This window comes from Nannocystis punicea, assembly GCF_026965555.1.
In the GTDB taxonomy this organism is placed as follows: domain Bacteria; phylum Myxococcota_A; class Polyangia; order Nannocystales; family Nannocystaceae; genus Nannocystis; species Nannocystis punicea.
In genome coordinates this window covers 9,780,852-9,798,691 of sequence record NZ_CP114040.1, presented here as the reverse complement: position 1 = coordinate 9,798,691, position 17,840 = coordinate 9,780,852, and the positions used below count along the sequence as shown (strand labels likewise).

The following is a 17,840-nucleotide window of genomic DNA, read 5'->3' as shown; positions in this document are numbered from 1 at the left end:
CGATGACCACTGCAACTGACCTCGGACCGCTGAGGCGGCGCTACCGCGCTGACGGACGCCATCTGGCCCTGCACAAGTCCGGCACCGGCGGCCCAGCCGTGGTGTTCCTGCCCGGCGCCGGCCTGGTCGGGCTGGACTACCTGAACATCCAATCGTGTTTGACATTGACCTAAGGTCAAGGTGCACGCTGACGCCATGACCGACACCGCATTTACCAATCCCTGGACCGGCATGGTGCCGATCGAAGACACCGCCCTGGCCGTGACTGACACTGGTGGCCGGGGTATCCCTGTGGTCTATCTCAACGGCCAGTTCGCCACTCGGGGGTACTGGCGGCGGGTCATCGCCGAGCTCGGTTCCGGCTTTCGGCACATCACCTACGACGAGCGGGCCCGCGGCAAATCGAAAACCTCGCGCGACTACTCCTTCGAAGCCGCCGTCCGCGACGTCGACGCCGTCCTCACCGCCAGGGGCGTGAAGGAGCGGCCGCTGGCGGTGGGCTGGTCCTACGGGGCGTTCGTCGCCGCACACTGGACCAGCCGCAACCATGACCGTGCCCTGGGCACGGTCATGGTGGAGGGCGCGCAACCCTACGACTGGCTTGATGAGGCCATGGAGCAGCGGATCCGCAAGCTGTTCAAGCGGTTGGCCTGGTTGAGGCCGGTGCTGCGCCCGCTGGGCCTGTTTCCACGGTTGAGTGCCGCACAGATGGCCGACTGCAACATCGAGCTCGGCAAGCTCGCCCGCGAGCGCGAGCTGGACCCCGTGCTGGATGCCATCACCGTCCCGGCGCGGTATGTGGTCGCATCAGGTGCGTCGTTCGGCAGCAAGGGCGATGGGCAGGAACGCATTCGCGCCAGCCTCACTCGGGTAGTCGAACGCAACCCGAACATCAAGATCAGCGCCAAGGTCGCCAGTAACCACAGCACAATCCTGAAGAAAGACGCTCCGGCCATCGCCGACGCGATCCGCGAGATCGCCGCCCTCAACCACAAGAGCCGCTGAGGACATGGCCAGCGGTCTGACGATCGGCCAGGCGGCGGCCTTCGCCGGCGTCACGATCAAAACCATCCGGCACTACCACCGGCTCGGCCTGGTCGACGAACCCCGCCGCGACGGTTCCGGCTACCGGCGATACGCCTCGTCCGACCTGCTGCGGCTGGTCCAGGTCCGCACCCTGGCCGAAGCCGGCGTACCGCTGTCCGAGATCGGCGCCATGCTCGGCGCCGATCCGGAGCGGTTCGCCGCCGACCTGGCCGACGTCAAACGGCGGCTGACCGACCGGATCGCCGACCTGGTCGCGCGGCGCGACATGCTGGACCGGCTCGCCGGCGGTAACCGGCTCCTGCTGCCCGACCGCGCGTGCGCACTCTTGAACCGGGCCGCCGAGCTCGGCTTCACCCCCGACGACCTGGCGATGGCCCGGGAGAGCCTTGTCCTGGCCAAGGCCCTGGTCCCGGAGTTCGACGACTATCTCACCCACATCGAGCTCTCGACGACGGCCACTACGTAGCCCTGCTCAAGCGCTGCTATGAGGCCCGCGCGTGGGAACCGGATGATCCGCGGGTCGCCGAACTCGCCATTGCCGTGACCGACCACTTTCTCGCCAACCCGGAACTGCTGACGATACTGACCGATTTCATACCCAAGAACGACGCCGCGATCCGGTACGGGCTGATCAACAACTACCGCGCGGAGGTGGCGCCCGCCTGGGTCCGGCTGTCGGCGCTAACCGAAGCCAACCTGCGCTCGGCTGGTATCGATACCCCGGGAGGAACGGGCGGCTCCCTGCGGCGGTGAGCCCGCACCGCGGTGGGAGTGTGCGGCGGAGCGAGCGCCGGACCTCGGGTGTTGGTCCTGGTGAGGCGGTCGCTCGGCGCGAGCGCGGCCGTCCGGTGTTGCTTTCGGTGAGGCGGTGTTGCTCGGCGCGAGCGCGCGGCCGTTGCTCCCGGTGAGGCGGTGTTGCTCGGCGCGAGCGGCCGTCGGTATCCGTGTCCCACGCTTCGCAACGGACTCCGTCCTGCGTCACCGGCACTGAGCGCGACAAGCTACCGTGCAGACCGAGGCCGGCGCCGTAGGGCCGCCGTAGGCACGACGCGGGCCCGCGGGCGCGGGCCGCTTCTTGCCGATGGCGAGGAGGGCGTCGGCGAGCCGGAGGTGTTGGCCGCGCAGATCTCGTGGCGCGGCACAGTGGCGCGGCCCACCGTTCCGCCAGCCCCCTCGCAGGCCGATGGGGCCGGCGTCACCCTGCGCCGATCCGCCGACGACCCAGCGCTCCGCGACCTTGCCGCAGAGGATCCCCCACTCGAAGCCGCCGCCGACGAAGCCGGCCCGCGCGAGCAGCGACGCGCCGTCAGACTCGCAGACCACGGATGCCCAAGCTGGGATGGTGAGCGACCGCGACCGCCGCGGCCGCTGACAGCAGCCAGATCGACGTTCGAATCGCTCCGGAGAGGCCCAGCGCCTCTCCGAAGAGTAGATCGACCAGCCGTTCCAGCAGGATAAGTCCGCCATAGGCTCCTGCAGCGGCCGCGACGATGTTGGTCAACCGATGTGCGAGCGCGCCTGCCCGCGGGGTGTTGTTCCACACGTGCTTTCGCACGAAGCGGACACACAACCATGCCGGTGTCGCCAGGGTCGCCACTGTGCCGACGACAGCCAATTGTCCGCCGCCGGACTCGGCGAACACGGCGGCAAGACCGTCCGCCAGGCCGCTGGCGAGGAAAATGAAAGCGATCACCGACATCACCACGATCGTCGGTCGATACAGCCGTGATTCGGCGTTGGTCTGCTCGATCCACGCGTTCGCCGATTTTGGACCCGGCGTGGACGAGTCCGCGAATCGCTCCAGCGCACCCTGGAATTCTGCGAGGGTCGAATATCGTTCGTCCGGGCTCGGTGCCATCGCCCGTTGAATCACCAGTTCGAAGGCCTCGGGCAGGTCGGGGGCGAAGGTGCGCGGGCGAGGTGGCTCACTGGTGAGGACTGCGTGGAGAGCCGCCGCAAGATCCTCGACGTCGAACGGGGGTCGACCGGTGACACACCGATATCCGATCGCGCCGGCGGCGTAGATGTCCGCGCGCGCGTCGATCACTTCGCCGCGAGCCTGCTCCGGCGCCATGTATGCCGGGGTGCCCATGATTGCGCCGGTCTGGGTGTGCGAGCTGTCGCCTGGATGATGCAGCTTGGCGATCCCGAAATCGAGCAACTTGACTGTCGGCCGCGCGGGATCGCCGACCATGAACAGGTTGTTTGGCTTGAGATCGCGGTGCACGATGCCGCGCTGATGGACGACCGCCAGGGCCGCACAGAGCTCGCGGAGAATGTGTACCGTCTCGGACACGCCGAGGCGACCCCGGCGCTCGAGCCACTGTGCGAGGTCTTCACCCTGCAGGCGCTCGGATACGATATAGGGCGTGCCGTCAGGGGTCGTGTCGATATTGAAGATCTGCAGGATGTTCGGGTGGTCGATGGCACCGGCGATCTCCGCCTCGCGCCGGAACCGCATCATGACGTCGCTGTCGCGCACCAGCGGCCGATGCAGGACCTTCAGCGCGAATACACGCCCGGGCAGCCGCACGTGCTGCGCCTCGTACACGCGGGCCATCCCTCCCTCTGCGATGAGCCGCTCGATCCGGTACTGCCCGGACAAGACGACGCCGATGTAGGGGTCATCATCGGCGACCTCCAGCGGCTGGAGCTCGACGGCGTCGCGGGGACACACGCGGAAGCTCGATGGGAAGCGCTCGCCGCAGCTCGGACAGTGGGTGAAGCGGGCGCTCTGGCCGGTCGCCTTCGCCCGAGAAGCGTCCATGCCAGCGAGGCTGCAGCACTCGGAGTTAAGAAGGTGTTAAGATGCGAAGCGTGTGAGGCCGCTGGGCGCCGCCGCGAGCACGATCACCCGGAGAACTCGACGAGTTCGCCGATCCGGCCGCGGATGCGCGAGCGGGCGAATCGACGATCTTGCGAGTGCACGCGCACGGGGATGCCTCTCGCCGGGCGCATGCCGAAGTCGGCCTCGATCACCGCGTCCTCGACGATCGAGAGCCGGTAGCGTTGGACCAGCATCGCCAGCACCACCTTCATCTCCTGGACCGCGAACTCTGCCCCGATGCAGCGGTGAGAGCCGGCGGCGAACGGCAGGTACTCGTAGGTCGAGGGACTCAGCGCGGCCCAGCGCTCGGGCTTGAAGCGGTCCGGCTCGGAGTACAGCTGCGGCATGCGGTGGGTGACGAACTCGCTGTAAAAGACCGTGGCCTTCTCCGGCAGCGCGTAGCCGCCGAGCTCGCATGAAGCGGTGGTCTCGCGGAGCCCGACGGCCGCCGGCGGCATCAGGCGCAGGGTCTCCTTGACGACGCCGTCGAGCAGCGGCAGCGAAGAGAGTTGCTCCGGGCTCGGGGGCTCGCCGTGCAAGGCGCGATCGAGCTCGTCGACGAGGTCCGCGTTCACCCGGGGATGTTGTGCGAGCAGGAAGGTGGCCCAGGCGAGGGCGTTCGTGGTCGTCTCGTGCCCAGCGACGAATAACGTGAAGGTGTGGCCCACGAGTTCGTCATCGCTGAGGCTGGTGCCGTCCTCGTCGCGCACGTGCGTCAGGGTGGCCAGGAGGTCGTTGCCCTCGGGCTGGCTGCGTCGCACGGCGACGAGTCGGCGGACATAGGCGTCGAGCTGACCGACCGCTCGGCTCATCCGATGGTACGGGAGACCAGGCAGATCGAACGGGAGGATGAACAGCAACGGGGAGCTCGTCGCGCGCACGGTCGCCTGAAGTAGCTCGCCCGCCTGCTCGAGCTCGTCGCTCTGATCGAGTCCGAACAGCGTCTTCACTGCAATGTGTCGCGTGAGCCGCTTGAACTCGGGCAAGACGTCGACCTGCTCGCCCGGCTGCCACCGCTCGAGGGTCTGAGTAGTGAGCGCCACCATGGCGTCGCGGTAGCCCTGAATCCGCTGCTTGTGGAAGGCGGGTTGCATCAGCCGCCGCTGCTGACGGTGGTGCGGCCCATTCATCACCGCGAGGTTGTTGAGGAGCAGCCGCTCCATCGGCGTGCCCTTGGCGAAGCGGAAGAACGGACCCGCGCCGTTCTTGAACAGCTCGGGGTTCGACAGGATGCTCCGGTTGTGCTCAGGCCCGAACGCGAACACGTAGGTGGGGTCTCCCCGCCTCAGCGCGACGAGCTCGCCGTAGGTCGCGTACATGCGCCGCATCGCCGCGAGCGGGTCGCGGAACATCCGGAGCATGTTGATGTGCCGACCAAGGAGCGGTACTCCACCGGGACCGGGAAGCGTGCGGAGCGAACTCATCGCCGCAATTAGTAGCACTCGCGGCGTACACGGTCAACACGCAGCCACGCCGCGTTCGCGGCCTCCGGCGCGCTGAACGTGCAGCTGCGGTCTGCCCGGACCGAGGCTCATAGCCAGCCCAGACGCTTGAAGTTGGCGTAGAACGCAGCGCAGCCGAACCCGATGAAAGCGAGCGCGCCATAATAACCGTAGTGCCAGGCCAGCTCGGGCATGTACCTGAAGTTCATCCCGTAGATCCCGGCGACCGCCGTGGGGAAGGCGAGTAGCGCGGCCCAGGCCGCGAACTTGCGCTGCACCACGCTCTGTCGCGACGCCTCGAGCAACAGGCCCATCTCGATGGTGTAGCTGCCGATGTCGCGCAGGGTGTTAAGATCTTGCAACAAGCGGTTGGCGTGGATGGCCACGTCGCGAAAATACGGCCGTATGTTCGGATCGATGAACGGAAATTCCAGGTTCTGCAAGTCGTGGCAGATCTCCACCATCGGTGCGATGTAGCGGTGCAGCCGGAGCACGTCGCGGCGCAGGCCGTGGATGCGCTCGATCTCGGCGTGGCTCGGCGCATGGGTCAGTACGCCGGTCTCCGCGCGTTCGAGCTCTCCGTGCATCTCGCCGATCACGGGCCGGTAGTTCTCCACAATGAAATGAAGCAAGGCATAGAGGACGAAGTCTTCACCGTGCGCCAGGAGCAGCGGCCGTGCCTCGCAGTGTCGGCGTACCTGCGAGTACGACGCGGACGCGCCATAGCGAGCGCTGATGACGTAGCCGTTGCCCGCGAAGATCTGGGTCTCGGCGAATTCCAGCCGCTCGTGATCGGGGACCGGTGAATAGACGACGAGGAACAGTGCATCACCGAACGTCTCCAACTTGGGGCGAGGATGCTGTGCGAGGGCATCCTCGACCGCCAACTCGTGGAGGCCGAATTGCCGCTTCAGGCAGGCCAACTCCTCCACACTGGGCTCCTGCAGGCCGATCCATACCAGATGGTCGGGCTTGCTCGCCCACGACTGGGCCTCGTGGAGCGCAATGTCGGCGATTCGCTTGCCCTGATTGTAGACCGCGGCTGCCACGACTCGCCCCATGGTCTCGCCTCCTCCGGCCCCACGAGTAGAGGCGATCCTGGGGTCCGAGCAAGCAGGGCCATCCGTGCGCCGGCGCTGCGGTCGGTCGTCTCCCCGACACCAGCCGTCGGCCATCGACGGCCAGACGCGTGAGCGTTTCGTTCGAGCGCAGGGCGCGCCCTCCGCCGTTGTCGGCCAATGAAGTACTCGGAGATCACGGAGGCGTCCGCCTCTCCCCGACGCGAGGCATACTCCGGGTCTGCCGACGATCGACCGGCCATTGCTCGATCGTGTGACGGAGCGCTTTCCGGCGACGGGCTCGATCGTCGGCGCGATCGCTGATGGCGCCGTAGATCCCGAAGCCGGCGAATACGACGAGGAGTATGATCAGTGGAGTCATCCGACCTCCGATGGCCGGGTCATGTGGGCTTGCCGCCGAAGCGGTGGGCGAACACACCCGCGACGCTGAAGAACACGGTGTGCTGGTCGCGCGCGAGGCCCATCGCGTCGTCGGCGATCGCGGCCCCGCGGTAGAAAAAGCCATTGCGGTTGGTCGAGTGGTCGTAGCGGTACTCGACGCGCAACAGGAGGTTGTTGAAGATGCGGAAGTTGTTGGTGAAGGCGCCCGAGATCAAGGTCTGCGGGACACCGAACATCCGGCCGTCGCGGTCCCAGAAGAACTCGGGGCGCAGCGCCATGTCCCACGTGCGCTCCTTCCCGAGCACGCGCCAGCGGGTGAAGATCGCCCCGTTCATCCACATCTGCCAGGGCGACAGCGGCAGGTCGGTGCGCGGGTCGGCGCCGATGTCGAACAGCCCGCCGACGCCGAAGCGGTCGGTGTTGTAGGTGAACTGCGAGTCGGAGAACAGTCGCCAGGCCTTCGGGCGCATGTCGGCCTGCTCGGGGCCGATCCACACGTACTCGCCGAGATTGAAGCGCTCGCTTGCAGTGAAGGTGTAGCCGAGCATCACGCTCGGCGCCTTGTTGTTGTCGGAGAGGAGCTGCCAGCCGTTGACCACCCACAATTGGACCTGGTGCTTGTCGCGGATCGTCTGCGCCAGCTTGATGCCCGAGAGGTAGTACGGCACGCTGTTGAGCTGCCAGGTGACCGTGTAGTTCCAGTTGTAGGGACTCCAGTGAATGCCGATCCCGACCGGGCTCAATTGCAAGCCCGCGACCACCTCCGTGCCGTGTCGTGTGCGAAACCCGATGTTGGCCCGCGAGATATGCTTCCACACCTCGGGGCCGGCGAATTTGCCGTTGGCGCCGCCGGGGTTCGGTTCGTAGGCGACCAGTGCGTCTGCAGCCGGACCGCCCTGGGCGGCGAACTCGAACAGCGGCGAGAACCGGCCGGGGATCGCGTCCCTGCGGATGTAGGCGACAGCGAGGTTGAGCGAGAACTCGCCGGTCCGCGGCTGCACGCTCGTGCCGCGGTAGACATGATTGTCGGGGTTGTTGCTGTTGTAGCCGTAGTTGACGTCGATGAAGCCACCGACCTCCCACGGCTTGAAGCCGGCGACCCCGTATGGGTCCATCTTGTCACCCGCCGAGATCGCGGGGTTGTTCACCGCCGCCGCGTCCGTCCCCGGCAATGCCTTCTGCACCTTGTCCTCGTCCGCTTCCGCGCGGGGACCGACGGGAACCGCGGCCGGCACTGCCGGGGTTCGCCCGGCCGAAATCGCTGGGTTGTTCACCGCCGCGGCATCGGTGCCGGGTAGCGCGCCCTGAATCTTGTCCTCGTCGTCCGGGGGCGTCCATGGCGGGAGCGAACTCGCAGACGACGGGTCTGCAGGGGGTGTCGCAGGGGCCGCGGGCGCGGCCGTAGGCGCGGTCGCGGGCGGCGCGGAGGGGGCGCCTGCCGGCGTGGTGGAGGGCGCTGGACCCGGCGCCGGCGTCGGCGGCTCGGCCGGCGCCACGGCTTCCAGCAGCGTGATGAGCGAGATCAGGAGAGAAGTTGGCGTACTCATGACGATGCGCTGCCAGCGTAGAGAGGTGCGGGTTAAGACGATGCTAATTCGCGGTCGAGCCGCAAACGGTAGCCCACGCCGGGCTCGGTGATGATCCAGCGCGGGCGCCCCGGTACGGGCTCGAGCTTCTGACGCAGAGTGACCATGTACACGCGGAGATAGCGGGTCTCTGTGCTATGCCCCGGTCCCCAGACTTCGTTCAGCAGTTGTCGGTGGGTGACGACCCGATCCGCGTGTCGCAGCAGGACCTCGAGCAGCTTGTACTCGTGCGGGGTCAGGTGAATCTCCTGCCCCGAGCGCGTCACCACCCGACGACTGAGGTCGACCCGCACGTCGCCCAGATCGATCACTGGATCACGAATTGGGGTGCGTAACGCGACGTGGCGCAGCGCGACGCGGATCCGCGCCAGCAGTTCGTTCGCGCTGAACGGCTTGATGAGATAGTCGTCGGCGCCCGAGTCGAGCGCCGTCACCTTGTCGCCCTCCTGGCCGCGCGCCGACAGTACGATCACCGGTGCCAGCGACCAGGCTCTCATCGCCGTGACGACCGTGAGGCCGTCGCGGTCGGGCAGCCCGAGATCGAGGAGGACGAGGTCGGGGTTGTGCTCGCTGGCCCGCTGCACGGCCTCGGCGGCGGTCCCGGCCTCCACGACCCGAAACCCGCAGTCGAGCAGGATCGCCCGCAGGGACCGCCGCACCGAGGCCTCGTCCTCGACGATAAGGATCAGTGCTCCGGACTCGCTCATGCGGCTGCCTCCTGCGCGGACGGAATGGCGGTTTGCGTCTCCTCCCCGACGGGCAGGGTGACGCGGAAGATCGCGCCGCCCTGCGGCCGATTGGCGGCGGTGACGGTGCCGCCGTGGGCCACCGCGATGGCGCGGCAGATCGCCAGGCCGAGTCCGAATCCACCCTGGCGTGCGCCGTCGACCCGGAAGTACTTCTCGAAGAGCCGGTCCTCCTGGCCTGCGGGGATCCCCGCGCCACGATCGGCGACCTCGACGACGACAGAGGCGGCCTCGACGCGCGCGGAGACATCGATGGCGCTGCCTGGCGGTGTGTACTTGGCGGCGTTCTCGAGCAGGTTGAGCATCAGGTGCTCGAACAGCACCTCGTCGAGCAGCACCGGCGGCAGGTCGGGCGCGAGTGACACGTTCACGACGTGACCCGCGAGCACCCGCTCGAGCCGAGTCAGCGCCGCGCCGATTGGATCTTCGAGCGGAGTCCACTCGCGTCGTAGCGCCACTCCCTGAGTTTCGAGGCGCGTCATGTGCAGGAGGTTCGTGACGAGCCGACCGAGGCCGAGCGCCTCTTCGTAGATCGAATTCGCGAACTCGCGCCGCTTCTCGTCCGCCATTGGGCCCGCCTGGCCGAGCACGCTGGCGGCCGTGGAAATCGCGGTCAGAGGCGTGCGCAAGTCATGGCTGACGGAGCTGAGGAGGGCCCCGCGCAGCTCTTCCGTGCGCGCGCGGAGCTCGGCCTGCTGGGCCTCCTGAGCGAGCAGGACGCGGTGGAGCGCCAGCGCGACCTGGCCGCTCATCGCCGCCAGCAGCTCTTGTTCGGCGAGGTGACGCAGACGCACGGGGTCGCCGGTGGTCACGCCGAGGACGCCGATCGTGCGGCCGACCGCCTGGAGCGGTACATAGAGGGCCTTGGCGGCGGACAGGGTATCGGTGCCGGCGCCCGCAGGGCCGCGTGTTAGCGCCTGGCGGGCGGCTGCCTGCTCCAGCGGGTCCGCCACGAGCTCGACGTCGGTCCCTTGCAGCGGCGTCAGCGAGTCGTCCGGGCCGGCGACGAGCACGACCACGCGTCCCCCGGCGAGCTCGGCGACGTGTCGGGCGGCGCTGGTGCCGATGCTGTTCTTGTGGCGGAGCTGCGCCAGCTCGCGGCTGAGCGAGTAGAGGATCGCTGTTCGCTGCTCGCGCCCGCGAGCCGCCTCGGCTTGCATGCGCACGCGCTCCGTGAGGCCCGAGATCACGATGCCGACCAGCAGCATCACCCCGAAGGTCAGCATGTAGCGGGCATCCGCGACCGCGAACGTATAAAACGGCGGAACGAAGCAGAAGTCGAAGGAGGCGACGCTCAGGACCGCGGCCAGCATCGACGGTCCGCGGCCGAAGCGGGCCGCCATCATCATGATCACCAGCAGGTAGAGCATGATGACGTCGGACAGGTCGATGTAGCTGTAGAGCACCGTACCTAGCCCGGTCACGCCGGCGACGCTGCCGACCGCCCACGCGTAGGGGATCGGTCGGGCGCGACTCGGCGCCATCGGCCGCAGCATCGGCCCGCGCGCCAGAGGGCCCTCGTCGCCGGAGATCACGTGGACGTCGATGGCGCCGCTGCCACGGACCAGCGTGTCGAGCACCGAGCCCCCGATCAGCTCGCGCCAGCGCGGCTGGCTCGGCTTGCCGACGACGAGGCGAGTGACGTTGCGCGCGCGGGCGTACTCGAGGATCCTGTCGCCGATCGGCTCGCCGCTGATGTTGACGACCTCGGCCCCGAGCGACTCGGCGAGGCGGATCGTCTCGACCAGCGTCCCGCGACCCGTCGCGCGCACGAGCGCCAGGCGCGGCGTCTCGACGTGCAGCGCGATCCATTCGGCGCGCAGCCCCGCCGCCATGCGCGCCGCGGCGCGAACCAGCCGTGGCCCGTTGGGGCTCGGACCGATGCACACGAGGATCCGCTCGGACATGGCCCAGGTGGACGAAATTCCGTGCGCGCGGCGATACGCCTGCACGTCGCTGTCGACCCGCTGGGCCATGCGCCGCAGCGCCAGCTCGCGCAGCGCCAGCAGGTTGCCCTTGCGAAAGAAGGCCTCGGTCGCGTGCCGGGCCTGCTCGGGCAGGTAGACCTTGCCCTCCCTGAGCCGCTCCAGCAGTTCGTCCGCCGGCAGGTCGCACAGTTCGACGTCGTCGGCGCGGTCGAACACCGCGTCAGGGATCGTCTCACGGACGCGGATCCACGTGATCTGGGCGACGACGTCGTTGAGGCTCTCGAGATGTTGGACGTTGAGGGTGGTGTAGACGTCGACGCCGCTGGCGAGCAAAAGATCGACATCCTGCCAGCGCTTGCGATGCTGAGCGCCGGGCACATTCGTGTGCGCGAGCTCGTCGACGAGCAGCAGCTCTGGTCGGCGCGCGAGCGCAGCCTCGAGATCGAACTCTTGGAGCGCCTTGCCGCGATACTCGATCGTGCGCAACGGGAGGCGCTCCAGCCCCTCGAGCAGCGCCGCCGTCTCGCTGCGCCCATGCGTCTCGACGACGCCGACGACGATGTCGATCCCCTCGGCCCGTGCGCGCCGCGCCGCCTCGAGCATCGCGTACGTCTTGCCGACGCCCGGCGCCGCGCCGAAGAAGATCTTCAGCTCGCCACGGCTGGCCCTGGCCTCCTCGGCGCGCGCGACCTCGAGGAGGGCCTCGGGGTCGGGACGGTCGTCGTCGAGCTCCATGCGGTTCATCGCGATGGTCGGAGCCCCTCGAGGGCGCGGTTGAGGCGAAGCACGTTCACGCGCGGCTCCCCCAGGATACCGAGCGTGCGCCCCTCGGTGTGGACCTCGATCAGCGCGAGCACTTCTGCCGTGGGAACGCCACGTGCCTGCGCGACGCGCCGCGCCTGGTAGCGGGCCGCTTCCGGCGAGATGTGCGGGTCGAGGCCCGACCCCGACGCGAGCACGAGGTCGGCGGGGACGGGAAGCTTTGCCTCGGGGTCGGCCGACTGCAACATGGCTATCCGCGCCGCGACGGCCTCGTGCAGGCCTTCGTGCAGCGGCCCCATGTTGCTCGCGCCCGAGGACTTCGCGTCGTACTGGACCGCCGATGGACGGCTCCAGAAGTCACCCGGTCTGGTGAAGTTCTGTCCGACGAGCTCGGAGCCGAGGGGGCCCGCCGACGCGACGACCAGCGAGCCATGGGCCTTGTCATGAAACAGCAGGTTCGCGATCCCCGTGACGAGGAGCGGGTAAACCGCGCCGGTGAGCGCGGTCAGGAGGGCCAGGAGGACCAGGGCGGGACGAATGGCGCGAAGCATGCTCGTTTCCTCCTCAGGCGACGCCGATGGTCGTGATGACCAGGTCGATGAGCTTGATCCCGATGAAGGGAGCGACGAGGCCGCCGAGTCCGAAGATCAGGAGGTTGCGCCGCAACAGCGCCGCCGCCGGGAGCGGACGCACCTTCACGCCGCGCAGCGCGATCGGCACCAGCAGGATGATGATGATCGCGTTGAAGATCACCGCCGCCAGCACCGCGCTCTGCGGCGAGTGCAGGTGCATCAGGTCGAGCGCGCGCAGGTCGGGGTAGGTCACGGCGAACGCGGCCGGGATGATGGCGAAGTACTTGGCGACGTCGTTGGCGACGCTGAAGGTCGTCAGCGCGCCGCGAGTCATCAGCATCTGCTTGCCGATCTCGACGATATCGAGCAGCTTGGTCGGGTCGGAGTCGAGGTCGACCATGTTGCCGGCCTCCTTCGCCGCCTGCGTGCCGGTGTTCATCGCCACCGCGACGTCGGCCTGCGCCAGCGCGGGCGCGTCGTTGGTGCCGTCGCCCGTCATGGCGACCAGGTGACCGGCCGCCTGCTTGCTGCGGATCAGCGCCAGCTTGGTCTCGGGGGTGGCCTCGGCCTGGAAGCTGTCGACCCCGGCCTCCGCCGCGATCGCGCCGGCGGTCTGCGGGTTGTCGCCGGTGATCATGATCGTCTCGATGCCGATCCGCCGGAACTCGGCGAAGCGCTCGCGGATCCCGCCCTTGACGATGTCCTTCAGGTGCACGACGCCGAGCGCACGCGACCCCTCGGCGACGACCAGCGGGGTCCCGCCGCTCTTGGCAATCGTCTGCACGAGGGCCTGGACGTCGGGGCTCAAGCCGCCGCCCTTGGCCTTGAGGTGCTTGCCGATCGCGTCGGCGGCGCCCTTGCGGATCTCGCGACCGGCGAGATCGACGCCGCTCATGCGAGTGTGCGCCGTGAAGGCGATGAAGCGCGCCTCGGTGTTTGCGAGCTCGCGCTGGCGCAGGCCGTACTTCTCCTTGGCGAGGACGACGATGCTGCGGCCCTCGGGCGTCTCATCGGCCAGCGAGGCGAGCTGAGCGGCCTCCGCGAGCGCCTCGACCTTCACGCCCGCGGCCGGCAACAGTTCGACCGCCTGACGGTTGCCGATCGTGATCGTGCCGGTCTTGTCGAGAAGAAGGACGTCGACGTCGCCGGCGGCCTCGACCGCGCGCCCCGAGGTAGCGATCACGTTGGCGCGGATCAGGCGATCCATGCCGGCGATGCCGATCGCCGACAGGAGTCCGCCGATCGTGGTCGGGATCAGACACACGAGCAGCGCGACGAGCACGGTGATCGGCACTGGCGCGCCCTGGCCGCGCGTCTCGAGCGCGTAGAGCGAGAACGGGTACAGCGTCGCGCACGCGAGCAAGAACACCAGCGACAGCCCGGCGAGCAAGATGTCGAGCGCGATCTCGTTCGGCGTCTTCTTGCGCTTGGCGCCCTCGACCATCGCAATCATGCGATCGAGGAAGGTCTCGCCGGGGTTGCTGCGGATCTCGACGATGATCCAGTCCGACAGCACCCGCGTGCCGCCGGTGACGGCGCTGCGATCGCCGCCGCTCTCGCGGATGACCGGCGCCGACTCGCCCGTCACGGCGCTCTCGTCGACCGAGGCGATGCCCTCGACCACGTCGCCGTCGCCGGGGATCGTGTCGCCGGCGATCACGAGGACGAGGTCGCCGCGGCGGAGCTGCGCCGCCGGCACCTGCTCGGCGCGAGCGTGCCTGTCGCGCTCGGCAAGCCGACGCGCCTGCACGTGCTGCCGCGCCTTGCGCAGGCTCTCGGCCTGCGCCTTGCCGCGACCCTCGGCCAGCGCCTCGGCGAAGTTGGAGAACAGCACCGTGAACCACAGCCAGGCGGCGACGCCGGCGATGAAGCCGAACGGCGCCTCGCCCTCGCCGACCAGGGCCTGCACGGCGAGGATCGTGGTGAGGACGCTGCCGACCTCGACCACGAACATGACCGGGTTTCGCACCATGCGCCGGGGGTCGAGCTTCGTGAACGCCTCGATGGCGGCGCGACGGATGATCGGCCCGCGGGCGGGCTTGTGCTTGGGCGAATGCATGACGACGAACTCTCAGGGGTGGGTGCCGGTCATCTGCAGGTGCTCGACGATCGGTCCGAGCGCGAGCGCGGGCACGAACGTCAGCGCACCGACCAGGACGACAATCGCGGCGAGCAAGAACACGAACAACGGCGTGTGGGTCGGCATCGTGCCGGGCCCGGGCGGGACGGTCTGCTTGCGGGCGAGAGCGCCGGCGAGCGCCAGCACCGGCACGATGATACCGTAGCGCCCGATCAGCATGCATAGCCCGAGTGCCAGGTTGTAGAAGAACGAGTTGGCGCCGAGACCGGCGAACGCGCTGCCGTTGTTGTTCGACGCCGACGAGAAGCCGTACAGCACCTCGCTGAACCCATGGATGCCCGGGTTGGAGATGCCGGCCCGCCCCGCGGCGCTGGCGACCGCGATCGCGGTGCCGACCAGCACGCCGGCCGACGGCAGCAGGACCACGAGCGCGGCCATCTTGACCTCGAAGGCCTCGATCTTCTTGCCGAGGTACTCGGGCGTGCGACCCACCATCAGACCGGCGAGGAACACCGCCAGGATGGCGAACACGAGCATGCCGTAGAGGCCCGAGCCGACGCCGCCGAACACGACCTCGCCGACCTGCATGAGCCACATCGGCACCAGGCCGCCCAGCGGGTTGAACGAGTCGTGCATCGAGTTCACCGAGCCGTTCGACGCCGCGGTGGTCGCCGTCGCCCACAGCGCCGAGGCGGCCGGACCGAACCGCACCTCCTTGCCCTCGAGATTGCCGGCGGAGGGATCGACGCCGAGCTCGACGAGCTGCGGCGCGAGCTGTCCTTCGGACCAGACGCAGAGTCCGAGCAGCGGCAGGAAGATGGCGAACATCGCCCCCAACACGGCCCAGCCCTGGCGCCGATCCGCCACGATCTTGCCGAAGCTCAGGCACAGCGCCGCCGGGATCAGCAGGATCGCCAGGCACTCGAGGAAGTTGGTCAGCGGCGTCGGGTTCTCGAGCGGGTGCGCGGAGTTGACGTTGTAGAAGCCGCCGCCGTTCGTGCCGAGCTGCTTGATGGCGATCTGCGAGGCGCCGGGGCCGAGCGGGATGGTCTGCTGCGTGATCACCTGTCCTTCGGGACCAGTGGCCGCGCGCATCAGCTCCACCTCCGCCGCCGGCGCGAACGTCTGCACCACGCCGTCGGCGGCCAGCGCGACCGCGAGGATGAGCGACAGCGGGAGCAGGATGTAGAGCGTCGAGCGGACCAGGTCGGCCCAGAAGTTGCCGATCGTCTCCGAGCGCCGGCGCGAGAAGGCACGCGCCAGGGCAGCGAGGACGGCGATGCCGGTCGCTGCCGACACGAAGTTCTGCGTCGTCAGCCCGACCATCTGCGTCAGATAGCTGAGCGTCGTCTCGCCGCCGTACGCCTGCCAATTGGTGTTCGAGGCGAAGCTGACGGCCGTGTTGAAGGCGAGGTCCGGCGCGACCGGGCCGAGCTCCTGCGGGTTGAGCGGGAGCAGGTGCTGCACCCGCTGCAGGCCGTACACGACGAGCAGGCCGAACAGGTTGAACCACAGTACGGCGGCGGTGTAGTCGCGCCAGTGCATCTCGTCGTCGGGTCGGACGCCGGCGATGCGATAGAAGCCGCGCTCGAGCGGGCCGAGCGGGCGTTGAAGCAGTGTCGCCTCGCCGCCCAGGACCCGAGCGCAGTAGCCCCCGAGAGGGATCGCCAGGGCGACGAGGACGGCGACGTACGTGCCGCACAGCAGGAGCGCGTGCGCGGTCACGAGAACTTCTCCGGGGCGAGGAGGGCGACGAGGAGGTAGACGCCGAGGCCGATCGACACGAGGCCGGCGAGCCAGTGCATGACAGACATAGAATGGTCTCCCTGATCAGAGCCGGCCGAGGAGGCGCATGAAGCCCCAGAAGGCCGCGAACGACGCGAGAACGACGGCGATGAAGAAGAGGTCGGTCATCGGTGCCTGGGTCGGAACCGGACGGTGTGATGAGGCGAGCTCGAGCCCCACCGGCACAGTCCTGGCGATCGGGAAGCTGCATCGGTCCGAGTTAAGAAGGGGTTAAGAATGTCGTGATGCCGGCGCTCATGCCCCGGGCGAGCGCCACGCGGTCCTCCCGGCCCCCAACGGTCGAGCGGCTTTTTGGCGCCATCTTAACCTCGCCGGCAGCACCTTCGGTTCGCCATGCTCATCACGACATCGATCGAACCCCAGCCGACGGAGCCCCTCAGGCTCGACGATCCGTACGATCCGTTGCCGCTGGCTGCCTCGCTTCTACGTTGCCCGAGCGTCACCCCCGCCGAGGGCGGCGCCCTCGCCGTCATGGCGCGCGCCCTCGCGGCGCGCGGGTTCTCGTGCACGCGCGTCGACTTCGCGGGCGCCGGCGGACACACCGTGCACAACCTCGTGGCGCGCCTCGGCAGTGGTTCGCCTCACGTGGCGTTCTTCGGCCACGTCGACGTCGTCCCGCCCGGCGACGGCTGGACGGTCGACCCGTTCGCCGGCGAGCTGCGCGGCGACGTGCTGTACGGGCGCGGCGCCTGCGACATGAAGGGCGCGATCGCCTGCTTCGTCGCCGCGGTGGCCCGCTTCTGCGAGGCCCGCCCGCGCGGCTTTCCGGGCACGATCAGCGTGCTCCTCACCGGCGACGAGGAGCACGACAGCGACGGTGGGGCGGCGCAGCTGCTCCCGTATCTGGCGGAGCGCGGCGACGCTCCGGACATCTGCGTCGTCGGCGAGCCGACGTCGCTGAAGACGCCAGGTGACATGATCAAGATCGGCCGCCGCGGTCAGATGTGCGGGACGGTGCGGGCGCGCGGGGTTCAGGGACACAGCGCCTACCCCGATCGCGCCGACAACCCTCTCCCGCGCCTGATTCGCTTCCTGAATCAGCTCGGCGAGCTGCCGCTCGACCAGGGCTCGACCCACTTCGCGCCCTCGACCGTCAGCATCACCTCGATCGACGTCGGCAACGCCGCGGCCAACATGACCCCGGCGCGAGCCGAGGCTCACTTCGACATCCGGTTCAACGACTGCCATACCCGCGCATCGCTCGAGTCACGGCTCCGCCGCCTCGCGGCTGGGCAGCTCCGCGAGACGCACGAGCTCGAGCTGCGCTGCAGCGCCGAGCCGTTTGTCTGCGCGCCGGGGCGCTGGCACGAGGCGATCGCGCGGGCCGCGTGCGAGGTGGTCGGGCGCCCGCCGGAGCTCAGCACCAGCGGCGGGACCTCCGATGCCCGCTTCATCCATCCGTACTGCCCTGTGGTCGAGCTGGGGCTCGTCGGAGCATCGATGCACCGCGCCGACGAGCACGTCTCCCTCGCCGACCTCGACTCGCTGACGGCGATCTACACCCTCATGCTCGCCGGGTTCGTGCGCGTCGCCGCTCACTGACCGGCGGCCGGTCGCGTGTGCGCGCGAGACCCGCCCTTCGGG

At 68.8% G+C, this 17,840-nt stretch carries 15 protein-coding genes and 1 pseudogene; 4 read left to right on the top strand and 12 right to left on the bottom strand.

The window, feature by feature from the left end:
• Positions 1-2: 2 nt before the first annotated feature.
• The 3 genes and pseudogenes from O0S08_RS37430 to O0S08_RS51430 all read left to right on the top strand — a co-directional run bounded on the left by O0S08_RS37430 (position 3) and on the right by O0S08_RS51430 (position 1,800).
• Positions 3-173 carry a hypothetical protein gene (locus tag O0S08_RS37430; protein ID WP_269034258.1) on the top strand — a complete coding sequence of 57 codons (171 nt, stop codon included), beginning with the start codon at positions 3-5 and terminating at the stop codon, positions 171-173.
• A gap of 22 nt (positions 174-195) precedes the next feature.
• Positions 196-1,005, top strand: a complete 810-nt coding sequence (locus tag O0S08_RS37425; protein ID WP_269034257.1) for an alpha/beta fold hydrolase — start codon at positions 196-198, stop codon at positions 1,003-1,005.
• Positions 1,006-1,009: 4 nt separating this feature from the next.
• A pseudogene (locus O0S08_RS51430) lies at positions 1,010-1,800 on the top strand (MerR family transcriptional regulator).
• Positions 1,801-2,025: 225 nt separating this feature from the next.
• On the opposite strand, the gene O0S08_RS37410 reads toward O0S08_RS51430, so the two are convergent.
• The 12 genes from O0S08_RS37410 to O0S08_RS37355 all read right to left on the bottom strand — a co-directional run bounded on the left by O0S08_RS37410 (position 2,026) and on the right by O0S08_RS37355 (position 16,415).
• Entirely contained in the window at positions 2,026-2,370 is a 345-nt protein-coding gene (locus O0S08_RS37410; protein ID WP_269034254.1) for a hypothetical protein, read from the bottom strand.
• A complete protein-coding gene (locus O0S08_RS37405; protein ID WP_269034253.1) occupies positions 2,354-3,814 on the bottom strand; it encodes a serine/threonine-protein kinase in 1,461 nt (486 codons plus the stop codon). Before O0S08_RS37405 ends, O0S08_RS37410 begins: the two co-directional genes overlap by 17 nt.
• An 83-nt stretch (positions 3,815-3,897) precedes the next feature.
• A complete protein-coding gene (locus O0S08_RS37400) occupies positions 3,898-5,298 on the bottom strand; it encodes a cytochrome P450 (protein WP_269034252.1) in 1,401 nt (466 codons plus the stop codon).
• A gap of 107 nt (positions 5,299-5,405) precedes the next feature.
• On the bottom strand, positions 5,406-6,377 hold the full coding sequence (locus O0S08_RS37395; RefSeq protein WP_269034251.1) for a magnesium and cobalt transport protein CorA: 972 nt from the start codon (positions 6,375-6,377) through the stop codon (positions 5,406-5,408).
• A gap of 398 nt (positions 6,378-6,775) precedes the next feature.
• The gene (locus tag O0S08_RS37390) at positions 6,776-7,960 is read right to left on the bottom strand and encodes an outer membrane beta-barrel protein (RefSeq protein ID WP_269034250.1); all 1,185 of its coding nucleotides are present in this window, start codon (positions 7,958-7,960) and stop codon (positions 6,776-6,778) included.
• 395 nt (positions 7,961-8,355) lie between these two features.
• Positions 8,356-9,069 carry a response regulator gene (locus tag O0S08_RS37385; RefSeq protein WP_269034249.1) on the bottom strand — a complete coding sequence of 238 codons (714 nt, stop codon included), beginning with the start codon at positions 9,067-9,069 and terminating at the stop codon, positions 8,356-8,358.
• On the bottom strand, positions 9,066-11,780 hold the full coding sequence (locus tag O0S08_RS37380) for a DUF4118 domain-containing protein (RefSeq protein WP_269034248.1): 2,715 nt from the start codon (positions 11,778-11,780) through the stop codon (positions 9,066-9,068). The genes O0S08_RS37385 and O0S08_RS37380 overlap by 4 nt, the downstream gene beginning before the upstream one ends.
• Positions 11,777-12,349: a potassium-transporting ATPase subunit KdpC gene (gene kdpC / locus O0S08_RS37375; RefSeq protein WP_269034247.1), complete on the bottom strand. Its 573-nt coding sequence runs from the start codon at positions 12,347-12,349 to the stop codon at positions 11,777-11,779. The genes O0S08_RS37380 and kdpC overlap by 4 nt, the downstream gene beginning before the upstream one ends.
• Positions 12,350-12,362: 13 nt before the next feature.
• Positions 12,363-14,429 (bottom strand): potassium-transporting ATPase subunit KdpB, encoded by a 2,067-nt coding sequence (kdpB, locus tag O0S08_RS37370; protein WP_269034246.1) that lies wholly within the window; start codon positions 14,427-14,429, stop codon positions 12,363-12,365.
• 12 nt (positions 14,430-14,441) lie between these two features.
• A complete protein-coding gene (kdpA, locus tag O0S08_RS37365) occupies positions 14,442-16,175 on the bottom strand; it encodes a potassium-transporting ATPase subunit KdpA (protein ID WP_269034245.1) in 1,734 nt (577 codons plus the stop codon).
• The gene (gene kdpF, locus O0S08_RS37360) at positions 16,172-16,264 is read right to left on the bottom strand and encodes a K(+)-transporting ATPase subunit F (RefSeq protein WP_269034244.1); all 93 of its coding nucleotides are present in this window, start codon (positions 16,262-16,264) and stop codon (positions 16,172-16,174) included. Before kdpF ends, kdpA begins: the two co-directional genes overlap by 4 nt.
• Before the next feature lie 16 nt (positions 16,265-16,280).
• Entirely contained in the window at positions 16,281-16,415 is a 135-nt protein-coding gene (locus O0S08_RS37355; RefSeq protein WP_269034243.1) for a hypothetical protein, read from the bottom strand.
• Positions 16,416-16,589: 174 nt separating this feature from the next.
• Here O0S08_RS37355 and dapE point away from each other — a divergent pair, with 174 nt between their 5' ends.
• On the top strand, positions 16,590-17,798 hold the full coding sequence (dapE, locus tag O0S08_RS37350; protein WP_269034242.1) for a succinyl-diaminopimelate desuccinylase: 1,209 nt from the start codon (positions 16,590-16,592) through the stop codon (positions 17,796-17,798).
• Positions 17,799-17,840 lie beyond the last annotated feature (42 nt).

What these genes read in the sequence shown, in the direction of transcription:
- O0S08_RS37430 (WP_269034258.1), top strand. Translation starts at nt 3, where the DNA reads ATGACCACTGCAACTGACCTCGGACCGCTGAGGCGGCGCTACCGCGCT.
- O0S08_RS37425 (WP_269034257.1), top strand. Translation starts at nt 196, where the DNA reads ATGACCGACACCGCATTTACCAATCCCTGGACCGGCATGGTGCCGATC.
- O0S08_RS37405 (WP_269034253.1), bottom strand. Translation starts at nt 3,814, where the DNA reads ATGGACGCTTCTCGGGCGAAGGCGACCGGCCAGAGCGCCCGCTTCACC.
- O0S08_RS37400 (WP_269034252.1), bottom strand. Translation starts at nt 5,298, where the DNA reads ATGAGTTCGCTCCGCACGCTTCCCGGTCCCGGTGGAGTACCGCTCCTT.
- O0S08_RS37395 (WP_269034251.1), bottom strand. Translation starts at nt 6,377, where the DNA reads ATGGGGCGAGTCGTGGCAGCCGCGGTCTACAATCAGGGCAAGCGAATC.
- O0S08_RS37385 (WP_269034249.1), bottom strand. Translation starts at nt 9,069, where the DNA reads ATGAGCGAGTCCGGAGCACTGATCCTTATCGTCGAGGACGAGGCCTCG.
- O0S08_RS37380 (WP_269034248.1), bottom strand. Translation starts at nt 11,780, where the DNA reads ATGAACCGCATGGAGCTCGACGACGACCGTCCCGACCCCGAGGCCCTC.
- kdpC (WP_269034247.1), bottom strand. Translation starts at nt 12,349, where the DNA reads ATGCTTCGCGCCATTCGTCCCGCCCTGGTCCTCCTGGCCCTCCTGACC.
- kdpB (WP_269034246.1), bottom strand. Translation starts at nt 14,429, where the DNA reads ATGCATTCGCCCAAGCACAAGCCCGCCCGCGGGCCGATCATCCGTCGC.
- kdpF (WP_269034244.1), bottom strand. Translation starts at nt 16,264, where the DNA reads ATGTCTGTCATGCACTGGCTCGCCGGCCTCGTGTCGATCGGCCTCGGC.
- dapE (WP_269034242.1), top strand. Translation starts at nt 16,590, where the DNA reads ATGCTCATCACGACATCGATCGAACCCCAGCCGACGGAGCCCCTCAGG.